We start from the raw sequence: 19,575 nt of genomic DNA, 5'->3' as shown, positions 1-19,575 counted from the left end.
CTGGCAAGATATTCAGACCTTCCGCAATGGCTGGCCGTCACTCTGAAGACTATCAATCATGGCACGGACGCATCAAAGAGAGGCGCAATCATGTCGGGCAAGACCATCTTCATCACCGGCGCGAATTCCGGCTTCGGCTTCGCGATCGCGGCGGCAGCGCTCCGCCAGGGCCATCAGGTCATCGGCACCGTCCGCTCGGAACCATCGCGGGCATCGCTTCTGGAGCGTTTGCCGGCAGCGCGGCCCGTGCTGTGCGACGTGACCGAGTTCGACCGGATCGCCGATGTGGTCCGGCAGGCCGAGGAGGATCACGGGCCGGTCGACGTGTTGATCAACAATGCCGGCTATGGTCACGAGGGGATTCTGGAAGAAACGCCGCTGGACGAGATGCGGCGCCAGTTCGATGTGAACGTCTTCGGCGCGGTCGCGGTCGCCAAGGCCTTCCTGCCGCGATTTCGTCAACGGCGCCGTGGCTTCATCGTCAATGTCACCTCGATGGGCGGCATGATCACCATGCCCGGCATCGCCAGTTACTGCGGCAGCAAGTTCGCCCTTCAGGGCATTTCAGAAGTCATGCGCGCCGAGATGGCGCCGTTCGGCGTCCATGTGACGGCGCTGTGCCCCGGCTCGTTCCGGACCGACTGGGCCGGCCGCTCGATGATCAGGACCGGGCGATCGATCGCCGACTATGACGCCCTGTTCGATCCGATCCGACAGGCGCGGCAAGCCAGAAGCGGCAAACAGCCGGGCGATCCCTGCAAACTTGCGGCCGCGGTTCTGGACCTGATCGCGTCCGACAACCCGCCGCCGCAGCTTCTGCTGGGCAGCGACGCCCTTGGTCTGGTGTCGGACAGGATCGAACGCCTGAAGCACGAGATCGCGGCGTGGGCGTCGGTTACCGTATCAACCGATGGCTGACCGCGGACCTACATCGCCCGACAAGGCTGATGCTTATAGCCGGCGCTCAACGCTCACATCCAGCGCAGCCGCGGCTTCAGAGAGTATCGGGGTGCCGGCATTGCCGGCACAGGTCACGGACATGGTGATCATGGCGCAGATCCTAGTTGTGCGTGTCGAACTCGGTCGCGATGGAGATGTCGCGCCAGGTGGCGATGTCGGCTTGGAACGCGGCCAGCTTGCGCGCCGCCAGCGCATGAGCGCCCGGCCCGATCGGGAGGTGCAGGGGCGGATGTTCGGCATCGACAGCCCGCAGCATCACGGCGACCGCTTTGGCGGGATCGCCGGCCTGCCGGCCGTTATTGGTCTGGCGATACCGCCGTCTCGCTTGCGCCGTTCCGGCATAAGCGGCGATCTCGCGCGCCGCCATCGCCATGGAGCGGCCGAGAAAATCGGTTCGGAACGGGCCGGGTTCGGCGATGATGACGCTCACGCCAAGCGGGCGCAGTTCATCGGCAAGTGCCTCGGACAGGCCTTCCACCGCGAATTTCGTGGCATTGTAGAAGCCGGAGCCCGCGGAGCCGGCGATTCCGGCACCGGATGAGAGATTGACGATGCGGGCACCTGCGCGCCTGCGCAGCGCCGGCAGGGCCGCCCGGGTCGTCTCGATCAGGCCGAAGACGTTCACCTCGAACATCGGTCGATATTCGGCGGGCTCGCCCTCTTCGATCGCGCCGATGAAGCCGAAGCCGGCATTGTTGACCAGAACGTCCAGCCCGCCGAATGCGCTTTCGGCCAGCGCCACGGCCCGCGCGGCCTCGCCGGCGCGTGTGACGTCGAGCGCCATGCCGCGCACCGTGTGCGGATAGCGCGCGCAGAGCGACTGCAAGGTATCGGTCGAGCGGGCGGTGGCGACGAGACGGTCGCCGCGCGCCGCGACGGCTTCGGCAAGCTCTCGGCCCAGGCCCGACGAGCATCCTGTGATCAGCCAGGTTTTCACGATGGTGTTCTCCTCCAACGTCCAGCGGGATGGGGAGACTTTAGACGATTGAATTTGTTCGGAAACTGACAGTACCGTACAATCTTCGTTCATTTTTGTAAGGGTGAGGCGATGGAATGGAGCGACGTCAGGATCTTTCTGGCCATAGCCCGGACCGGCACGCTGGGCGCTGCCGCCCGCGCGCTTCATCTGAGCCATCCCACGGTCGGGCGCCGCCTTCGGGCGCTTGAACAGGCAACCGGCCAGACGCTGTTTCAGAGAACCGCCGAGGGTTTCGTCCCGACAGACGAAGGACATGCCGTCATCGCGCTGGCCGAGCAGATGGAAGACGGCGCCCTGGCCATCGAACGGCGGCTGGCCGGGCAGGAGCGGGCCCTTCAGGGCACCTTGCGGATATCATCGGCCGACTGGTTCGGCGCCTATGTCCTGCCGCCGGTCATCGATGCGTATACGACAGCCTGTCCGCATGTCGATGTCGAGATTCTGACCGGCACACGCCTGTTCAGCCTCGCTCAGCGGGAGGCCGACATCGCCTTCCGGATCGTCCCGTTCGACAGCCCCGATATCATCCAGCGACGACTGGTCCGGCTGGCCTATGGGGTTTATCTGGCGGCGGACGCGCCCGAGCCGGTCTATGGCGACGGCGCCGGATTCCGGCTGATCACCCACGACACGTCGACGGGCCGGTTCCCGGATATCGACTGGCTGAAAGCGAGCTTCCCGAACGCGCGGCCGGTTCTGCGGTCGAACAATCGCAACGTCCAGGGGCGGATGTGCCGGCAGGGCATCGGCATCGCGGTGCTGCCGCAGGTCGCAGGCGATCAGATGACCGGCCTTCGCCGCCTCGATCTGCCGGCGGAGCCCCCCTCACGGGACATCTGGATGGGCTATCACCGGGATATGCGGCGCCTTCAGCGACTGCGCGCCTTCATCACCACGATAACCGATCACGTCGCGATCGCGCCGTTCCGGGCGGGGGCGCCGGATCAGGCGACGGTGCCGGCCGCATAGCGCGACGCGCCGTGTTAAGTCTCGGCGTGTATCGGCGCCGGCTGGAAAACCTGCTGCACCACATTTTCGCCCCGGCGCAACTGGACCTGACGATCGCCGACCGCTTCGGCAACCCGGTGCGCCCCCGGGAATGGTTTCTGGTGCCGCTGCCGGTGATCGACGATGCCGTGGGCCGCATCCGCGACGGCTCGATCACGGGTGTGGTCTATGATCCGGACACGGCCCGACTGGTCGCCACGGCACCCTGACCGGGGGCAATCGCGGCCTCGTCAACATGACAGAAAACGGGGCGGCAATCAGGCTTTGCCGCCCCGTTCGCATATCCAGCAGGCAGGATCAGGTCTGTGCCCGATCATCAGAGATCCGATGACATCGCCGGCCTGATCACGAAAAACTGTCGCCATCATCAGCGCCGACGGAGCCCAATGCCGTATCCTCAGCGGCCAGGCTGTCGAGCACAGGCATGTGCCAGACACGGCGATCGGTGGCGGCCAGAGGCGTGCCGGGCTGATACACCAGAGGATGGGTCTCGTTCATGATATCACGCTTTCTCGACAGTGGCGGATTTCCTACCTAGCGATATTTATCATCATACGATAGCAGGGTCTTGGGCTTTTTGACGAACCGGGCACGATCCTGTTATGTCAGGCCCACCCGATCAGGACGCCACCGCGTGAGGGGCTGGTGCGGCGCCGCCGTCGGAGGTGCGGGTGATATAGGCGCGCAGGCGGGCCAGACGGCTGGTCCAGTCGCGGTCCCAGGCCGCCATGATCTGATGGCGGGCGGTGTCGTCGTGGCCGTCCCAGCCGGTATGGTCGAGCAGCAGACGGGTGCCGTCGCCGGTCGATTCCAGCCGGATGTTCACCCGGGTCTGGCTGGCCCAGGCTTCATCGGAAAGTGCCAGTTCCAGCGCCGATGGCGGCGACCAGCGCAGCACCCGGCCGCGGATGTCGCGGCCACGGTCGCTGCCGTCGGCGCGGATCAACACGCCGCCGCCGGCACGCGGGGTCAGCGCCACGTGGCGCCCCCACCATGCCTCGATATGGCGCGCACCGGTAAGCACGTCCCAGACGCGGGCCGGGACAACGGGCAGATCTGTTTTCAATCGTATGATCTTGTCGGAAACCGTCACGAATATGACCTCCGGGCTGATGGCGCGGCAGGCGTCGGGGGTGTCACAGATGCGGCGGGCGGGGGCGCGCATCGCTGCGCCGCCCATGCCCCCGTCACCCGCGCTGCCGGCGGCCGGCGTGTGCCCGGCCGGGCAGATGCCGGATCATTTGCGCAGGCTGTCTCGCACGGTGTCCTTGGCCTTGCCGTATTCGCCCTGCACCTTGCCGGCAGTCTTCTCGCCGCGGCCCTCGGCCTCGGTCTGGCGGTCGCCGGTCACACGACCGGCAACTTCCTTCACCTTGCCCTTGGCTTCGCGAACGCCGCCTTCGATACGATCCTTGTCCATGATCAGACTCTCCGGGTTGTGGGGCCCGCCATTGGTGGTCGGGCCGGTGGGAGCGTCGGATGAACCGCCCGGTCGGGCGGCTCGTCCCGCTTCCCATCACAAGGTCGGCACGGAAGAGCCAATGCGCAAGCGGGTGGCGGACGAAGCCACGAAGCGCCCCCCATCCTGTCACAACCGCATCGCAAAACGCAGGACACGTCCGAATTAAGCCACGGCCACGCCCCGTCAGCGCCCGCACAGCACCTTCAGCGCCCGCCCAGAACTTTCAGCGCCTGAGCGGCGGCGGCGGTGCGGTTCTCCACCCCCAGCTTGGCGAAGATCCGTTCCACATGCTTGTCGACCGTGCGGGCGCCCAGTTCCAGGATCTCGGCGATCACCCGGTTGGGCTTGCCGTTCGCCACCCATAGCAGCACCTCGGATTCGCGCGCCGTTAAGCCGAAGGCCTCGCGCAGCAGATCCTCGTCGCGCACCAGCCGGCCCTCGGTCAGGCGCAGCAGGATTTCGTCGGGGCCAAGCCGGCCGATCAGGGTCAACTGAACGGCGCCGCCTGCCTCCACCGCCAGCGTCAACGGCGCCGCCTCGGCGGCACCCGGCACCGCCAGCCAGGTGGCGGCCTCGGGCCCCAGGCGGAAGCCGGCCGCCAGCCCCGCCGCCGGCCCCTGCCCCGGCGCGGCATTGCCGGCACAGGCGGGGAAAGCTGCCGCCAGCCGTGCCTCCGCCTGGGGCGTCGACCACAGCAGCCGGGCATTGCCATCCACCGCCAGCAGATGGCGGCCGGTGGCATCCAGCGCCGCCCGCGCGCTCTGCGCCAGCCGGGCATTCGCCAGATGGGTGCGGATGCGGGCGATCAACTCGTCGGGCACGATCGGCTTGGCGACATAATCCACCCCGCCGGCGGCAAAGCCACGCACCACATCCTCGGTTTCGGCCAACCCGGTCATGAAGATCACCGGCACATGGGCGACATGCGGCCGGGCCTTCAGCCGGCGGCAGGTCTCGAAGCCGTCCATGCCGGGCATCACCGCATCCATCAGCACGATGTCGGGCGTCACCCGTTCCATCAGATCCAGCGCCCGGCTGCCGGCGGCCGCGACCAGCACGGTCAGCCCCGCCGCCTCGATCGCGTCGGTCAGCAGGGCAAGCGTCTCGGCCCGATCATCGACCACCAGCACGATATCGCGCGGCCTCGTCATCATCATCCCCCGCTCTCCCGTTCCGCCACCGCCGGCGCCTGCGCCGGTGCCCCCGACCATTCCGCCAGCACCGCATCAAACCCCGCCAGTTCGAAGCGGTTCAGCATGGCGGTCAGCACCGCCGCGGTCTCCGCATGCTCGGGCATCTCGGCCGCCACCGCCTCCAGCCGCCGGGTCAGACCCCGGACATAGCCGATCTCGGCCAGCCGGCGCAGATCCACAACCACCCCCGGCGGCAAGGGTGCAAGCCTCGCCGCCGGGGGCAGCAGCACCGGCGCCGGCGCCACAGGCGGGACCGCGTCCGGCTCGTCCGGCATCTCGTCTGCCACCGCGTCATGCAGCCAGCGCAGGTTCAGCAGCCGGCCGATGGTGTCGATCAGCCGCACCAGATCGACCGGCTTTGGCACGAAGGCATCATGGGGCGGGGCCGCGTCATGCACGCCGCTGCGGGTGCCGGCCTGCATCGCCGCCTCGGCGCGGTCGATCAGCGCATCGGCCGACACCATGACGATGGCGGTGTGGTCGAGCCCCCCACGGCGCATCTCGCGCGCGGCCGTCCAGCCATCCATATCGGGCATCGAGATGTCGAGCAGCACCAGATCGGGCCGGAAGCGTTCGGCGAGCGCCAGCGCCGCCTCGCCATCGGGCGCGAACAGCAGCGTGAAGTCCAGCGGCGCCAGCAGATCGGCGATCAGCGCCCGGTGCGACGGGTCGTCATCGGCCACCAGCACCATGCGCCGGCGCCCGCCATAGCCGCGGATCGCGCCGGCGGGTATCGCGGTCTGCGGCGGCGCCGTGGTGCCATGCACGCCGGCATCCGACAGGAACAGCCGCACCCGGAACCGGCTGCCGCTGCCGGGCTGGCTGGTGACGGTGATGTCGCCGCCCAGAATCTCGGTCAGCAGCTTGGCGATCGTCAGGCCAAGGCCGGTGCCCGGCAACTCGCGGGCGCGCGCCGATCCGCCACGCTCGAACGGCTCGAACACCCGTGCGATATCGGCGGGCGCGATGCCGATGCCGGTGTCGATGATCTCGAAATCCGCCACCTGGCTGCGCCGGCGGACGCGGAAGGTCACCTGCCCCCGATCGGTGAACTTGACCGCGTTGGACAGCAGATTGATCAGGATCTGGCGCAGCCGCTTCTCGTCGGTCCAAACCTCCACCGGCGCACCGGTCGCGGGATTGCGGGCGATGTCGGGGCTGGCGTCATAGGTGAAGCCGATGCCCTTCTCGGCCGCCGCCAGCGAGAACATGCCGACCATCTGATCCAGGAAGTCACCCAGCCTGATCCGCTCGCGTGCCAGCGTGACGTGGCCGGCCTCGATCCGCGAGATATCCAGCAGGCCGTCGATCAATCCGGCCAGATGCTCGGCACTGCGCCGCACCACCCGCACCGCATCGCGTCGCGCCACCGGCATACCCGGGTCGCGCTCCAGAATCTGGGCATAGCCGAAGATCGCGTTCAACGGCGCGCGCAGTTCGTGGCTGATCCCCACGACATAGCGGGTCTTGGCCAGATTGGCCGCCTCCGCCGCTTCCTTGGCGCGCTGCAATTCGGCATCGGTCGCCTTGTGGGCCTCGATCTCTTCCAGCAGCAGCCGGGTCTGGCGGTTGCTCTCGGCCTGTGCCACCCGCCGGCTCTCCCGCGCCAGAACGAACAGCCACGCGGCAACCCCGGCGATGATCGACATCGCGGCGAAGGCCTTCCACAAGGTGCCGGCGGTATCGGGTGCCATGCCGCCGACCGGCGGGCCGCCGGACATCATGCCAGCAGGGGCCGCATCCAGATGCGCCTGCACCCCCACCAACGCCAGCGCCGCGCCGATCACCCCCAAAGAGACGGTTAATATGGTAATATACAACCCCAGCGGATGCAGGGTGCGGCTCTCGGCCATCCCCGGCAGCAGCCGGCGCAGCAGCCCCGCGAACTGGTCGGTCAGCCGGGCATCGGTCTTGCAGACATCATGACAGCGGGCGTCGAGCGAGCAGCACAGCGAACAGATCCGGCCGCCATAGGCCGGGCAGCGGGCCATATCCTCGGGCTCGAAACTGTATTCGCAGATCACGCAGGGCTGTGGCGCCGCGTCGTCGGGCACGTCGTCGGGCATGCGCGCCAGATAGTAGCGCCGCCCGCCCAGCGCCGCGATCACCGGCGCCGCCACCATCGGCACCCCCAGGGCGATGAAGGCCGCGAAGGGTTGAAGCGTATCGCCCAGCGCGCCGAAATGGCTGAGCATCGCCGCCAGAGCTGCCAATCCCATGGCCCCCAACCCCACCGGATTGACGTCGTAGAGATGCGCCCGGCGGAATTCGATGCGCTGCGGCGCCAGCCCCAGCGGCCGGTTGATCACCAGATCGGCGGTGATGCTGCCGACCCAGGCGATCGCCACGATGGAATACAGCCCGAGGATGTGCTCCAGCCCCTCGTATATGCCGAAGAACATCAGCAGCACGGCGATGGTGACATTGAAGATCAGCCACACCACCCGTCCGGGATGGCTGTGGGTGAGGCGCGAGAAGAAATTCGACCACGCGATCGACCCGGCATAGGCATTGGTGACATTGATCTTCACCTGCGCCAGCAGGATGAAGGCGCCGGTCAACCCCAGCGCCAGGGCCGCCTGATCAGTGCCGACCAGCTTGCCGAAGGCCACCAGATACATCCGCGTCGGCTCGTCGGCATGATCGGCGGGAACCCCGGCCTCCAGCGCCAGCACCGCCAGCAGCGAGCCGGCCAGCAGCTTCAACGCGCCGGGAATGATCCAGCCGGGGCCGGCGGCCACCATCGCCGCCCACCAGCGCAGATCGCCACGCCCGCGCCTGCGGGGCAGGAAGCGCAGGAAATCCACCTGCTCGCCGATCTGGCCGACCAGGGCGAACAGCACGCCCGATGCCGCCCCGAAGGCCATCAGGTCGAACCCCGGCGCCACGCCGCCCGAAGGACCGTCCGCCAGACCGCCGAAGTCCTGCCAGCGGCTGAACACATCCGGATCAAGTGCCGCGATGGCGATGAACGGCACCACCTGCAACACGATCCAGACCGGCTGGGTGACGTTCTGGAAACGGCTGATCAGGGTGATACCATGGGTGACGATCGGAATGATCGCCAGTGACGAGGCGATGGTGCCGATCCAGAACGGAATTCCGAACAGGTAATCCAGCGCCATCGCCAGAATTGCCGCTTCGATCGCAAAGAAGATGAAGGTAAAGCTGGCATAGATCAGCGAGGTGATGGTCGATCCGATATAGCCGAAACCGGCGCCGCGGGTCAGCAGATCGATATCGACCCCCCATTTGGCGGCATAGGCCGAAATCGGCAGGCCGGTCAGGAAGATCAGCACCACCACGGTCAGGATCGCCGCGACCGCGTTCTCGAAGCCATAGGCCAGGGTGATCGCGCCGCCGATGGCTTCCAGCGCCAGAAACGAGATCGAGCCCAGCGCGGTATTCGCCACCCGCCAGGCCGACCAGCGGCGCGCGCTCTTGGCGGTGAAGCGCAGGGCATAGTCCTCAAGGGTCTGGTTGGCGACCCATTGATTATACTGCCGGCGGACGCGAACGATGCGCTGCGGCGCGCCGGCACCGGCCGCACCCGATATCGGTGCCGCCCCGCCCGCGATCGTCTCCCGCCCCGCATCCGCCATACGCCCGCCTGTCCTCCCGCCTCTGCCCGCCCGCCCGGCCTCCCCGCCGGGCAGAGCGCCCCGGGGATCAGCGTAGCGGGCCGCAGGGACGGCTCCCATACGTTATTTCGCGTATGCAGGCGGAAACATGTTGCCGTGCAACATAAGCTGCACGGCTATGCCCGTCAGGGTTGCCGGGCCGAAGACGGTCATCATCTCCGGACCTCGATCTCCGATGCGATTGACTGAAAACGTCTACTTGCGGTAACTTTCATACGTAATTTGGTCAGAGTATGCCCGTGGCGCGTGAATGCATCGCGCTTCTCGCTCCGGCGATGATCGCTCTGGCAGACCGTCTGGGATGCTGGGCCGTCCGATTTTATCGAGAACAGCGATGCGGGCGCAGTTCCGGCTGGTTCAAAATTTCGACCAAAGGAATGAGCACGATGATGATCCGCGCCAAGGCGGTAGCCCTCGCGATTGCTCTGTTTGCTGCACTTCCCCAGCAGGGTTTCGCCCGCATCATCGACAATCCGCAGCCACAGGAAATCGACGTCATTTACAAGGTTCTTTCGGGAGCCTCATTTGATTTTGAAGCGGAAGCTCGAAAGTCGCGGATCTACATGCAGCGAACGAATTCGACAAGCCGGCCACCCTGCAGCAGGCGGTAGAGGAGTTGCGTCGTCAGTATCAGGGCGCCAAGGACATTACAGCCGTTAAAATGAGGCTTCGCGGAGCTTTCTCACAATATGATGCACAGCGCGGCGTCTACAGCTTCGACGTATTCAGGCCGGGCGTTCTGTTGACGCTTCATCGGCGTAATTTCGTCATCGAGAATGCCGACGCGTTCCGCGATTGGGCCTTGCCCGTCGAGGACGCCAAGGCAGTCCGTCAGAGAAACCCCAGCGGGAGCGTCGTCTACGAAATCGATCTGCGTCCGTTCGCGGTGTCCGACACTCAATCCAATACCATGCGCAGTCAGGTCATTGGATTGAAGGTGTTCACACCAGAGGGACAATTGCTCCACGAAGCGTCCCTCGCTCCATCAGAATATCGAGACCTTATTCGAAGCGGCGACACCGCAGATCAGCATCCACTGACGGCAGACATTCTGACACTGCAGGGGCTGAACCTGGGCGCCAGTCGCTCATATTTTGGGTAAGCGGATTAAATGGTTGATCTTACCTTTGCATGAGAGTGAGACAAACCGGCATCTCATCGGATTATCTGGTTGATGCTACACCTACTGCTGGTGCGTGTTTCCTTCGCTAATTCCAGCAAGGACCCCACACGCCTCAACTTCCCGGTCATTGTTGCAACTCGCTCTCAGTGAAACGAGTTGTTTCTCAAGCGCCTGCAGAGCGGTTATCTGCGACCGCACATGAGAGATGTGATCATCGAGCAAGGCGTTGACGGCGGTACAAGGCTGATGAGGGTCGTCCTGATAGCTCTGTAGTTTGTGAATCTCAGCCAGTGACAGGCCCAGGATTCTGCAGCGACGGATGAAGGCCAGCCCCTCACCATGCTTCTCGGTATAGACACGGTAACCGTTGTCCTGACGGCTAGGCGGCGGCAACAAGCCCTGCTGTTCATAGAAGCGGATCGTCTGTGTTTCGACCCCTACCAACTGCGCCAACTGACCAATACGCATCAGCCTCCTCCCCAACGGATTCTTTACTCTATTGACCTTATAGTAGCTTTATAGTTTTAAATGGTACCACAACATTGTTCAAGTGGAGTCGTATCATGAGCAAATCCTGTGGAGGCGCCCGTGGCGGTGATGCAACGTCCGCAGCGGATACCGATATACAGGCCTCCTCCGAAGCGCCGGTGAGATGGGTCAGCGTTTATGCCGTGCCGAAGATGGACTGTCCGTCAGAAGAGCGAATGATTCGCCTAGCCCTGAGCGGCTTTGAGGAGATTCGAGCGCTGTCCTTCGACTTGTCGAACCGCCGGCTGAAGGTCGTGCATGACGGCGAGGTCGAGCCCGTCACATCGAAACTGAAGACCTTGGGGCTAGGAGCCGCGCTTCAGGAAAGCGTTGCTGCAAATCCGGAGACCATCAAGGCCGCCGAGTTCTCGGCAGCTTCTGCTGAGCAAGAATCCGGGACCCTGCGCTGGTTGCTCGGCATCAATGCACTTCTGTTCGTGGTGGAAATTACTGCCGGTCTGATGGCTCAGTCAACTGGCCTCATTGCAGAGTCCCTGGACAATTTTGCTGATGCGGCAGTGTACGGACTCGCTCTTTATGCGGTTGGGCATAGCGTGAAAAGGCAGGTCCGTGTTGCGCACGTTGCTGGTGTGGTCCAACTGGTTTTGGCTGTTGGCGTACTCGTAGAGGTCGTGAGGCGCTTTGTATTCGGTAGTGAGCCTGAATCGCTGGTGATGATAGCCATCGCATTCGTCGCATTGATTGCCAATACCGCCTGTCTGCTGATGGTATCCAAACATCGAGGGGGCGGAGCTCATATGAAGGCTAGCTGGATATTTTCGGCCAACGACGTGGTGATCAACCTGGGGGTCATCACCGCCGGCGCCCTGGTCGCGTGGACCGGGTCCAATTATCCGGATCTGATTATCGGCACCATCGCGGGGGTCATTGTACTTAACGGTGCCAGACGCATTCTGGCGTTGAAGGGTTAAATAATGCTCATTATTGGCAAAAAGCTCTCGCCGTATGCCCTATTGTCCATATCGGGCCTGCTGGCAGCGTCTGATCAGGCTGTAAAGTGGCTGGTGCAGCAATCAATGGCCTATGGCGAGTATGTTTCGGTGACCCCGTTCTTTAACTGGGTGCACCTATGGAACACCGGTGCCGCATTCAGTCTTTTTGCGAATGGTGGAGGCTGGCAGCGCTACTTTTTTATCGGAATCGCGGTAGTGGTCTCGATTTTTCTGATCAACCTGATCCTTGAAAATCGTCATAAAGGAGAAGCCATCGCTTACAGTCTTATCCTCGGTGGCGCCATGGGCAACCTGATTGACCGGGTCTTTCGCGGCTATGTTGTGGATTCCTTTGATTTCTATTGGCGAGACTGGCATTGGCCGGCCTTCAACCTGGCTGATATTGCAATTGTCCTCGGTGCCTTACTTTTCGTTTCCAGCAGCTTGTTGGGTAAAAAAGCAAACACCAATGCCGAGCCGGATGGATCTGACTGACACCTACGCCTATACAACACCATGACCGAACTTCCCGACAACATCCTTCACCTGCCGCAATACCAAGTACTGGGCTGCAAATCAACCGACGACGAAATGCACTTCCAGGTGGACGTGCCCGATCCCATCGCCTGCGAGGAATGCGGCGTGCAGGGTGAGTTCGTACGGTTCGGCAAGCGTGACGTTCCCTATCGTGATCTGCCCATCCACGGCAAGCGGGTCACTCTCTGGGTGGTCCGCCGCCGATACACCTGCCGGGCCTGCAAGACAACATTCAGGCCCCAGCTACCGGAGATGGTGGACGGATTCCGTATGACACTGCGGCTGCATGAGTACGTGGAGAAGGAATCCTTCAACCACCCCTACACCTTTGTGGCGGCACAGACCGGCCTGGACGAGAAGACGGTGCGCGACATCTTCAACGCCCGCGCCGAGTTCCTGGGGCGCTGGCACCGCTTCGAGACGCCCCGCATCCTGGGCATTGACGAGCTATACCTGAACAAGCGCTACCGCTGCATTCTGACCAACATTGAGGAGCGAACCCTGCTCGACCTGCTGGCCACCCGCCGCCAGGACGTGGTGACCAACTACCTGATGAAGCTGAAAGACCGGCAGAAGGTCGAGATCGTCAGCATGGACATGTGGAACCCCTACCGGGCAGCGGTCAAGGCTGTGCTGCCCCAGGCCCGTATCGTGGTCGATAAGTTCCATGTGGTGCGCATGGCCAACGATGCCCTAGAGAAAGTGCGCAAGGGCCTCAGAAAGGAGCTGAAACCGTCCCAGAGCCGGACTCTCAAGGGAGACCGGAAAATCCTGCTGAAACGCGCTCACGAAGTCTCAGACCGGGAGCGCCTCATCATGGAGACCTGGACAGGCGCGTTCCCGCAACTGCTGGCCGCCTACGAGCACAAGGAGCGCTTCTACGGCATCTGGGACGCCACCACACGGCTCCAGGCAGAAGCCGCCCTGGACGAGTGGATAGCCACCATCCCGAAGAGCCAAAAGGAAGTCTGGAGCGATCTGGTCAGGGCAGTGGGAAACTGGCGCGAAGAGACCATGACCTACTTCGAGACGGACATGCCCGTCACCAACGCTTACACGGAGTCCATCAACCGACTGGCCAAGGACAAGAACCGTGAAGGGCGCGGTTACTCCTTCGAGGTGATGCGGGCACGAATGCTCTACACCACGAAGCACAAGAAGAAGGCACCGACTGCGAAGGTCTCTCCTTTCTACAAGAAAACCATCGGTTACGGACTGCCGGACTTCGCAGAGGAACTCAACTACGGAGTCGATCTATCAACCATCTGAGGGTGGTATCAGATTGATGGGGTGAAGGTGCCCCATCAACCATTAAATCCGTATACCCCATATTTTGAGCAGTGGGCCGCGGATAACAGCTACCAGACGAAGGACATGCTCGGACATACCCGCGTTGCCACAGGGGCGGACGCTATCGATTTTACTTTCAATCTGTCTGATTATAGCAGCTCTATCATCAGTGGCAGTCGTAATGTCGATAAGCCGGAGTTCAACATCTTTGGCCCGAAGCTCGATTGCAGGGCATCGAGCGGCCGCCTGGAGAGTTGCGGCCTCGTCTATTTCGGCCAGGACAAGAATGTCCAATCAGTCATGATCATGCAGTCGGCAGTCGGCGTGCAGCAGCAGCAGATCGTCGATAGCCTGACTGAACGGTACGGCCCACCGGCAGATCGCTTCCAGACCGTTCTTCTCGATCATTTCCGCGCCGAACAACTGGTGTGGGGCGTTTCCACCGACGGCTTGTCTGGCAAGGCATATCCGATGACGCAACTGTCGAAGAAACGCCATTGGCAGGTGGAAGCTGCGATCACGAAAATCGACGCACAGCGCCTTGTCGTCTTCGTCCAGCTCAATCGTATCGAAGCCGCCGGTGGCGCGGTTGCGGGAACGAACGGCAACAAGCCCCGCTTTTGATCGGAGCCGTTGCCGTCGATGTGGTCTCTGACCTTCGTTTCCTCGTCGCGTCCCATTGGACATGAGTCCGATGGATGTACGGGCCGCAGCAGGCAAGGCCTGCCAGGTCAATACAATCACAGACCAGCCAGAGCGCCGGCGCTGCCGCGGTCGAGGGCACCGCTGCGCAGGGTGAGCGCCATGGCGCCGGTAACCAGGATCGCGCCCACCCAGGGCGTGGCGCCAAGGCCCAATGTCGAGGTCACCACCAGACCGCCGACCCAGGCACCGATGGCGATGCCCAGATTGAACGCGGCGATGTTCAACGCCGAGGCGACGTCGACCGCGTCCGGACGATAGCGCCGCGCCAACTGCACCACATACAATTGTAGACCCGGCACGGTGGCGAATTGCAGAAAGCCCATCGCGGTCAGGGTGATCAGGATGGCGGGCTTGTTGCCGGCAGTGAAGGTCAGGGCCACCAGCACCAGCACCTGCAGGGCGAACAGCACCGCCAGCGCCCGGACCGGGTCGCGATCGGCGATCCGCCCGCCGACCAGATTGCCGACCGCGATCGCCGCACCATACAGCACCAGAATCAGGCTGACGCTGGATGGCTGAAAGCCGGTGATGTCCTCAAGGATCGGGGTCAGGAAGGTGAAGGTGACGAAGGTGCCGCCATAGCCAAGGGCGGTCATCGCGAACACCAGCAGCAGCCGGCCGCTGCCCAGCACACGCAGTTGGTCGATCAGCCGTGCCGGCGGCGCCATGCCGATCCCGCGCGGCAGCAGCAGCGCCACCCCGGCGAAGGCCACCACACCCAGCGCCGCCACCGCCCAGAAGGTCGCCCGCCAGCCGAAGCTCTGGCCGATCAGCGTGCCCAGCGGCACGCCGGTGACGATGGCGACCGTCAAGCCGGCAAACATCATCGCAATTGCCGAGGCGCGGCGGTTTTCCGGCACCAGACCGGCGGCGATGGTGGCGCCGACCGAAAAGAACACCCCATGGGCGAAGGCCGACAGCACCCGCGCCACCAGCAGCATCTCGTAACCGGGGCTGAGCGCGGCGGCGGCATTGCCGGCCACGAACAGGGCCATCAGCCCCAGCAGCAGGACTTTGCGCGGCACCCGCCCGGTCAGCGCGGTCAACACCGGCGCGCCGATGGTAACGCCAAGCGCATAGACCGATACGATCAGCCCGGCCAGCGGCAGGGTGATCTGAAGATCGCGCGCCACGGTCGGCAGCAACCCGACAATGACAAATTCGGTCGTCCCGATCGCATAGGCGGCGATCGTCAGGGCAAACAGGGCCAGGGGCATGACAGCCTCCACATCGTCCCACTCAGGCCCGTGATGGCCAGGCGGGACGTTCATTACGACATCAACGGATGCCGCAATCTGGACCTGTTATGCCTTGCACAAAATCCCGTGGATCGGACGATCATCTGTGATTTGAAGTCACGAGTAACGGCGCCACCACACCGGCCGTGTCATTGGCCAGCCGCGACGGCGCGCCGGTTATGACACCGCGAGAGGCCCGTCTTCCGTAGCGAGGCCGCCAACCGCCGTCTCGTCGGCAGGTAATGTGTCGAGTACAGGCTTGCGCCAGGATCGCCGCTCGCTCACAGGCTGAGACATCCGGGACTGCTGCAAAAGGGTCTTGTCCATGATGACATGGCCTCCATTCAGTGAATCATGTTACCCCTTGGCTTATACTATCAAGTCACGCCCGAGCGTGACAATAATAACGGCCGGTTGGGCAAATTGATCAACGGGCGGCTGGATCGTCGCGCCGACGGCGAACTGCGTCGGCATCACCCCATTGACCCGGGTCGAGGGGCAACAGACACTGTCTGCTATCGTGCCGCCTTATATCGTGCCGTCTCATGCCCATCTCATGAAGGTCGGATCATGACGCCCCCACCGGTTCCCGAGGCGACGGCGCGCGCGTGGTCGCGCCACACGACCACGGTGCAGGCGCGCCTGCTCGACATCCGGGCGATGATTTTCGCGGTCGCCGCCGAGACCGACGGCGTCGGTCCGCTGACCGAAACCCTGAAATGGGGAGAGCCCGCCTGGCTGACAGCGGCGAGCGGCAGCGGCACCACCATCCGGCTGGGTGTGCCGCGGCTGGCGCCCGATCATTGCGCGGTGTTCTTCAACTGCCGGACGACGCTGGTCGAGACCTTTCGCCAGCAGGTCGGCGACAGTTTCTCGTTCCAGGGCAACCGGGCGCTGATCATCGCGCCCGACGCGCCGCTGCCGGAAGGGCCGCTGGCGCTGTGTCTGCGCGCGGCGCTGACCTATCATCGCCGCGCAGCAGGCCGCCTTGCGACGTGACAGATCGTAGCGGCGGGCCACTTTGGCGCGACAGGCCGGTGCGGTGCCATGGATAGCGGGGCGCATGTCAAAGCAATACTCCAGAGGAAATTCCGTTCGCTCTGGCTCACGGAATTTCCTCTGGGACCGGATCAGGACATGCCGCTGCCGTCACCGCTGCCCGCTACGGAAAATTCCGTATCCTCAATGGTCAGGACATCGAGAACGGGCTTCTTCCAGAGCGGAGGCATATCGTCGCCTTCCCCCACGCCCATCGCCGAAATGGCCTTGTCGATGTACTGCATTGGGTGAAGCCTCCAAAAAGCTGCGCTGATGCTATTACGCTTGGACGAATTTTATCAGGTTCGGCGTGGAATGTTGAGCACGCATTTGCATGCCGGTGCACGGAAACTGCCGGCCGGCCATCGATCATTGATCCGGCTTCTGGTCCAGCAAACGCATCAGGCGTTCTGTCCACAACATTGCGGCACTGTCGCGCGCATGAAAGCCGTCGCGGAACTCGTCGTCGTCGGCGCTGTGGACAAGATCGATCGCCGCCACGCCATGTCTGGCGGCAAGAGCCCGCTCGGATCGCGGCCACATGGCCATCGCCGGCACGGCGCGCAAGACCTCGCCGGCCACCGGTGACTGGACCAGAACGACCTGTCCGCCCCGTGACCGCCACCGTTCCAGCGCCTGCGCCAGTTGCGTGAAGGCGGCCTCAGGGTCCGCCTCCGGATTGCCGGAATCCGCCGCCACCTGTCGGATCAATGTGGCGCGCGCCGCCGCCCTGTCGATCTGTTGCTCAACCGCGCCCATCTGCCGGCGCGTGACATATCGATCGAGATTGCCAAGAAGCAGACGACCCGCCATGACCGGCCGCATCAGAAACCGCATCACGCCGCCTGTCGACGGATCGGCGTAGCGGGGCGCGAGTTGCCAACCCTCCGCGCCCTCGACGAAAGCACCGGTCGCCGCCAGATGGCGCGGCAGGGTTAGAAGATCGGTCGGCTTGAAGGGTGGAAGATACACGGCGTAAAGACTGGCGACCGCCAGCCGGGTCCGCGCCGCCCGTTCCGGCGCAAGGCAGTTCGCCAGCAGATCGACGACGATGGCAAGCTCGGAGGCCCGTGTTCCGGGCAGGTGAATGAGATGCTGGTCGACCGTCGGCGCCAGAGCGGCCCTGTCCGCCGGCTTGTAGGCCGAGGCCCCCGACGCGCCCAGTACGATCATCTGGTCCCGGCGGCCAACATCGGTGCACAGCCAGTAGAGCGACCGGGCCACATGGGCGCGGGTATCGAGAAAGCGGTCGGCCGAGGTGTCGACGGGCAGCGCGCGGATCATGCCGCCGGCCACGGCCAGCATCAGCCAGAACATGCCCGTCGCGAGGGCAACCACCATCACCGGATGCCGGACAGGCCGGCGCGGCGGCTTAGAAGCGCGCATAGGTGAACTCCGGGATCGGCTCCACGCGCATCGATGCGATCAGAAGCAACACGCAGATCGCCGCGGCAAGCCCCAGACACGACCGCCAGTCAGCATCGATCCGCGCCGCCCATCCCTCAACCCGAACCGACAGATACCGCCAGACGATACCGCCCAGAAAGATCGCCGGCACCACGGGCACCAGAACCAGCAGAAACACCGGGCGCGGGGCCAGCGTCGGCGGCGGCGCATCGCCATAGAGCCACATATAGACGGCAACGAAGCTGGTCAGGAACAGATAGCACGCGATGGCCGAACCCGCCCGATACCAGGCCCGCCCCTTCAGCCGCTTCCAGGCCCCGGAGCCCAGCGCCGACCTCAGGCCCCAGCGCCAGGCGCGGTTCCAGATCATGCCGGCGCCGATCAACAACCCGATCGCCACGAAGTCCAGGCTGACGTCGTGCCACAATCCGACCACCACGAAGGTGACCAGCAGGCCGATCATGGCATGAACCTCCATGGCGCGGGCCGACGGCCAGCGCCGGCACAACGCCGTGACGACGGGCGTGAAGATATAATCCCTGTACCAGTCCGACATCGTGATGTGCCAGCGCGACCAGTAATCGAGCAGCGCATTGGCCCGGAAGGGATGGCGGAAGTTTTCGGGCAGCGACAGCCCCGCGAGCCGGCCCAGGCCGATCACGATATCCATATAGGCCGCGAAATTCAGATAGAGACGGATCGGGAACAGGGTCGCGGCCAACACCTGGAATGTCATCGTCACCAGTGCCGGGCCGTCGCTTCCCACGGCCGCGCCGGCAATCGCCATCAGGTCGACGCCCGCGACATTGCCGTCGGCCGCCTGTCTCATCAGCCAGTCCCGCGCCAGATCGATCAGCGGCAGCGCGATCAGGATCCTGGCATATCCGGCGGCGATCCGCCCCAGGGCGGCGACACGCGCGGCACCCTGGGCCGGCGCGCGCCGTTCAATGGCGTCGAGATGGTCTGGAAAGCGTTGCAGCGGCCCCGACAGGAAGGTCAGGAATGACAGGTTGACGTTCAGATAGTCGACAACCGTCACCCGTGGCATGCCCTTCGGGTCCACCGTCACGTCGATGAGGATATGGATCATCCGCGACAGCACATAGGCCAGCCCCAGAATGCCGACGATACCGATCAGGTCGGGATCGATCAGCAGAACGCCGCCGGCATGGACCGCCACGAATTCCGCCAGCAGCACGATCAGGCCCGGCACCGCCGCATACCAGCCGAACCGTCGTGCCGCCCGGGTCGCCACAAAGCCGGTCGCGACGAAGCCGGCCAGAAGCCATAACCGCGCGGGATCGAGCGACAGAGCCAGAAAAACGAGGCTGGTGGCCGCCAATATCAGCTTGAAGTGGCCGGGCCGCATCGGAATGGCGGCAAGCCCTGTGAACAGGGCGGCCAGAGCCAGGAAGACAGGCTGGAAGAAAAACATAGGCCCTCATCCTGACCGCTCGCACAGCCCGGCTTGTATTGTTGCCGGGCCAGGTCGGGAGCCTTATCATGCCCGCCG

General features: G+C 64.2%; 20 protein-coding genes and 1 pseudogene. 10 read left to right on the top strand and 11 right to left on the bottom strand.

Annotated features, from left to right (window positions below; translation table 11 throughout):
• Positions 1 to 90 precede the first annotated feature (90 nt).
• Positions 91 to 918, top strand: a complete 828-nt coding sequence (locus WG924_RS06030; protein WP_345932104.1) for an oxidoreductase — start codon at positions 91 to 93, stop codon at positions 916 to 918.
• Positions 919 to 1,060: 142 nt separating this feature from the next.
• On the opposite strand, the gene WG924_RS06025 is transcribed toward WG924_RS06030, so the two are convergent.
• Entirely contained in the window at positions 1,061 to 1,897 is an 837-nt protein-coding gene (locus WG924_RS06025) for an oxidoreductase (protein WP_345932270.1), read from the bottom strand.
• Positions 1,898 to 2,008: 111 nt separating this feature from the next.
• Here WG924_RS06025 and WG924_RS06020 point away from each other — a divergent pair, with 111 nt between their 5' ends.
• Positions 2,009 to 2,908 carry a LysR family transcriptional regulator gene (locus WG924_RS06020; protein WP_345932103.1) on the top strand — a complete coding sequence of 300 codons (900 nt, stop codon included), beginning with the start codon at positions 2,009 to 2,011 and terminating at the stop codon, positions 2,906 to 2,908.
• 23 nt (positions 2,909 to 2,931) lie between these two features.
• Positions 2,932 to 3,156 (top strand): annotated as a pseudogene (locus tag WG924_RS06015) (GIY-YIG nuclease family protein); the annotation flags it as partial.
• 136 nt (positions 3,157 to 3,292) lie between these two features.
• Here WG924_RS06015 and WG924_RS06010 read toward each other — a convergent pair.
• The 5 genes from WG924_RS06010 to WG924_RS05990 form a co-directional block, all read right to left on the bottom strand.
• Positions 3,293 to 3,445 (bottom strand): hypothetical protein, encoded by a 153-nt coding sequence (locus WG924_RS06010; RefSeq protein WP_345932102.1) that lies wholly within the window; start codon positions 3,443 to 3,445, stop codon positions 3,293 to 3,295.
• A 121-nt stretch (positions 3,446 to 3,566) separates the two neighbouring features.
• Positions 3,567 to 4,013 (bottom strand): SRPBCC family protein, encoded by a 447-nt coding sequence (locus WG924_RS06005; RefSeq protein WP_345932101.1) that lies wholly within the window; start codon positions 4,011 to 4,013, stop codon positions 3,567 to 3,569.
• 171 nt (positions 4,014 to 4,184) lie between these two features.
• Positions 4,185 to 4,367 (bottom strand): CsbD family protein, encoded by a 183-nt coding sequence (locus WG924_RS06000; RefSeq protein WP_345932100.1) that lies wholly within the window; start codon positions 4,365 to 4,367, stop codon positions 4,185 to 4,187.
• A 245-nt stretch (positions 4,368 to 4,612) separates the two neighbouring features.
• Positions 4,613 to 5,566, bottom strand: coding sequence for a response regulator (locus WG924_RS05995; RefSeq protein WP_345932099.1), 954 nt, complete (start codon positions 5,564 to 5,566; stop codon positions 4,613 to 4,615).
• Positions 5,563 to 9,204, bottom strand: coding sequence for a hybrid sensor histidine kinase/response regulator (locus WG924_RS05990; protein ID WP_345932098.1), 3,642 nt, complete (start codon positions 9,202 to 9,204; stop codon positions 5,563 to 5,565). The genes WG924_RS05995 and WG924_RS05990 overlap by 4 nt, the downstream gene beginning before the upstream one ends.
• Before the next feature lie 278 nt (positions 9,205 to 9,482).
• On the opposite strand from WG924_RS05990, the gene WG924_RS05985 reads away from it, so the two are divergent.
• Positions 9,483 to 9,854, top strand: a complete 372-nt coding sequence (locus WG924_RS05985) for a hypothetical protein (RefSeq protein WP_345932097.1) — start codon at positions 9,483 to 9,485, stop codon at positions 9,852 to 9,854.
• 5 nt (positions 9,855 to 9,859) lie between these two features.
• Positions 9,860 to 10,345, top strand: a complete 486-nt coding sequence (locus WG924_RS05980; RefSeq protein WP_345932096.1) for a hypothetical protein — start codon at positions 9,860 to 9,862, stop codon at positions 10,343 to 10,345.
• A gap of 81 nt (positions 10,346 to 10,426) precedes the next feature.
• On the opposite strand, the gene cadR is transcribed toward WG924_RS05980, so the two are convergent.
• Positions 10,427 to 10,834, bottom strand: a complete 408-nt coding sequence (gene cadR / locus WG924_RS05975; protein WP_285275807.1) for a Cd(II)/Pb(II)-responsive transcriptional regulator — start codon at positions 10,832 to 10,834, stop codon at positions 10,427 to 10,429.
• Positions 10,835 to 10,929: 95 nt separating this feature from the next.
• Here cadR and WG924_RS05970 point away from each other — a divergent pair, with 95 nt between their 5' ends.
• Genes WG924_RS05970 through WG924_RS05955 form a run of 4 tightly spaced genes read left to right on the top strand, consistent with a single transcriptional unit; the run spans position 10,930 to position 14,298 of the window.
• Complete coding sequence (locus tag WG924_RS05970) at positions 10,930 to 11,826, top strand: cation efflux transmembrane domain-containing protein (protein ID WP_345932095.1); 897 nt, start codon at positions 10,930 to 10,932, stop codon at positions 11,824 to 11,826.
• Between the two features lie 3 nt (positions 11,827 to 11,829).
• Entirely contained in the window at positions 11,830 to 12,342 is a 513-nt protein-coding gene (gene lspA, locus WG924_RS05965) for a signal peptidase II (RefSeq protein WP_089140475.1), read from the top strand.
• A 21-nt stretch (positions 12,343 to 12,363) separates the two neighbouring features.
• Positions 12,364 to 13,653 carry an ISL3-like element ISPpu12 family transposase gene (locus WG924_RS05960; RefSeq protein WP_132705916.1) on the top strand — a complete coding sequence of 430 codons (1,290 nt, stop codon included), beginning with the start codon at positions 12,364 to 12,366 and terminating at the stop codon, positions 13,651 to 13,653.
• A gap of 21 nt (positions 13,654 to 13,674) precedes the next feature.
• Entirely contained in the window at positions 13,675 to 14,298 is a 624-nt protein-coding gene (locus tag WG924_RS05955) for a hypothetical protein (RefSeq protein ID WP_345932094.1), read from the top strand.
• A 116-nt stretch (positions 14,299 to 14,414) separates the two neighbouring features.
• Here WG924_RS05955 and WG924_RS05950 read toward each other — a convergent pair whose 3' ends face one another.
• Positions 14,415 to 15,596: an MFS transporter gene (locus WG924_RS05950; RefSeq protein ID WP_345932093.1), complete on the bottom strand. Its 1,182-nt coding sequence runs from the start codon at positions 15,594 to 15,596 to the stop codon at positions 14,415 to 14,417.
• Positions 15,597 to 16,187: 591 nt separating this feature from the next.
• On the opposite strand from WG924_RS05950, the gene WG924_RS05945 reads away from it, so the two are divergent.
• Positions 16,188 to 16,616, top strand: a complete 429-nt coding sequence (locus WG924_RS05945; protein WP_345932092.1) for a DUF1801 domain-containing protein — start codon at positions 16,188 to 16,190, stop codon at positions 16,614 to 16,616.
• Positions 16,617 to 16,747: 131 nt separating this feature from the next.
• Here the strand turns inward: WG924_RS05945 and WG924_RS05940 are convergent, their stop codons facing one another.
• The 3 genes from WG924_RS05940 to WG924_RS05930 form a co-directional block, all read right to left on the bottom strand.
• A complete protein-coding gene (locus WG924_RS05940) occupies positions 16,748 to 16,900 on the bottom strand; it encodes a hypothetical protein (protein WP_345932091.1) in 153 nt (50 codons plus the stop codon).
• Positions 16,901 to 17,024: 124 nt separating this feature from the next.
• Positions 17,025 to 18,041: a hypothetical protein gene (locus tag WG924_RS05935; protein WP_345932090.1), complete on the bottom strand. Its 1,017-nt coding sequence runs from the start codon at positions 18,039 to 18,041 to the stop codon at positions 17,025 to 17,027.
• Complete coding sequence (locus WG924_RS05930) at positions 18,028 to 19,497, bottom strand: MBOAT family O-acyltransferase (RefSeq protein WP_345932089.1); 1,470 nt, start codon at positions 19,495 to 19,497, stop codon at positions 18,028 to 18,030. Before WG924_RS05930 ends, WG924_RS05935 begins: the two co-directional genes overlap by 14 nt.
• Positions 19,498 to 19,575: the final 78 nt, after the last annotated feature.

Origin of the sequence: Tistrella arctica (assembly GCF_039630945.1) — a bacterium.
Taxonomy (GTDB): Bacteria; Pseudomonadota; Alphaproteobacteria; order Tistrellales; family Tistrellaceae; genus Tistrella; species Tistrella bauzanensis.
Note: the sequence above shows the minus strand (reverse complement) of the source record. Positions and strands in the feature narration are given on the sequence as shown.

Coding starts and splice junctions, on each gene's coding strand:
- WG924_RS06030 (WP_345932104.1), top strand. CDS start 91: ATGTCGGGCAAGACCATCTTCATCACCGGCGCGAATTCCGGCTTCGGC.
- WG924_RS06020 (WP_345932103.1), top strand. CDS start 2,009: ATGGAATGGAGCGACGTCAGGATCTTTCTGGCCATAGCCCGGACCGGC.
- WG924_RS06010 (WP_345932102.1), bottom strand. CDS start 3,445: ATGAACGAGACCCATCCTCTGGTGTATCAGCCCGGCACGCCTCTGGCC.
- WG924_RS06000 (WP_345932100.1), bottom strand. CDS start 4,367: ATGGACAAGGATCGTATCGAAGGCGGCGTTCGCGAAGCCAAGGGCAAG.
- WG924_RS05995 (WP_345932099.1), bottom strand. CDS start 5,566: ATGATGATGACGAGGCCGCGCGATATCGTGCTGGTGGTCGATGATCGG.
- WG924_RS05990 (WP_345932098.1), bottom strand. CDS start 9,204: ATGGCGGATGCGGGGCGGGAGACGATCGCGGGCGGGGCGGCACCGATA.
- cadR (WP_285275807.1), bottom strand. CDS start 10,834: ATGCGTATTGGTCAGTTGGCGCAGTTGGTAGGGGTCGAAACACAGACG.
- WG924_RS05970 (WP_345932095.1), top strand. CDS start 10,930: ATGAGCAAATCCTGTGGAGGCGCCCGTGGCGGTGATGCAACGTCCGCA.
- lspA (WP_089140475.1), top strand. CDS start 11,830: ATGCTCATTATTGGCAAAAAGCTCTCGCCGTATGCCCTATTGTCCATA.
- WG924_RS05960 (WP_132705916.1), top strand. CDS start 12,364: ATGACCGAACTTCCCGACAACATCCTTCACCTGCCGCAATACCAAGTA.
- WG924_RS05950 (WP_345932093.1), bottom strand. CDS start 15,596: ATGCCCCTGGCCCTGTTTGCCCTGACGATCGCCGCCTATGCGATCGGG.
- WG924_RS05945 (WP_345932092.1), top strand. CDS start 16,188: ATGACGCCCCCACCGGTTCCCGAGGCGACGGCGCGCGCGTGGTCGCGC.
- WG924_RS05940 (WP_345932091.1), bottom strand. CDS start 16,900: ATGCAGTACATCGACAAGGCCATTTCGGCGATGGGCGTGGGGGAAGGC.
- WG924_RS05935 (WP_345932090.1), bottom strand. CDS start 18,041: ATGCGCGCTTCTAAGCCGCCGCGCCGGCCTGTCCGGCATCCGGTGATG.
- WG924_RS05930 (WP_345932089.1), bottom strand. CDS start 19,497: ATGTTTTTCTTCCAGCCTGTCTTCCTGGCTCTGGCCGCCCTGTTCACA.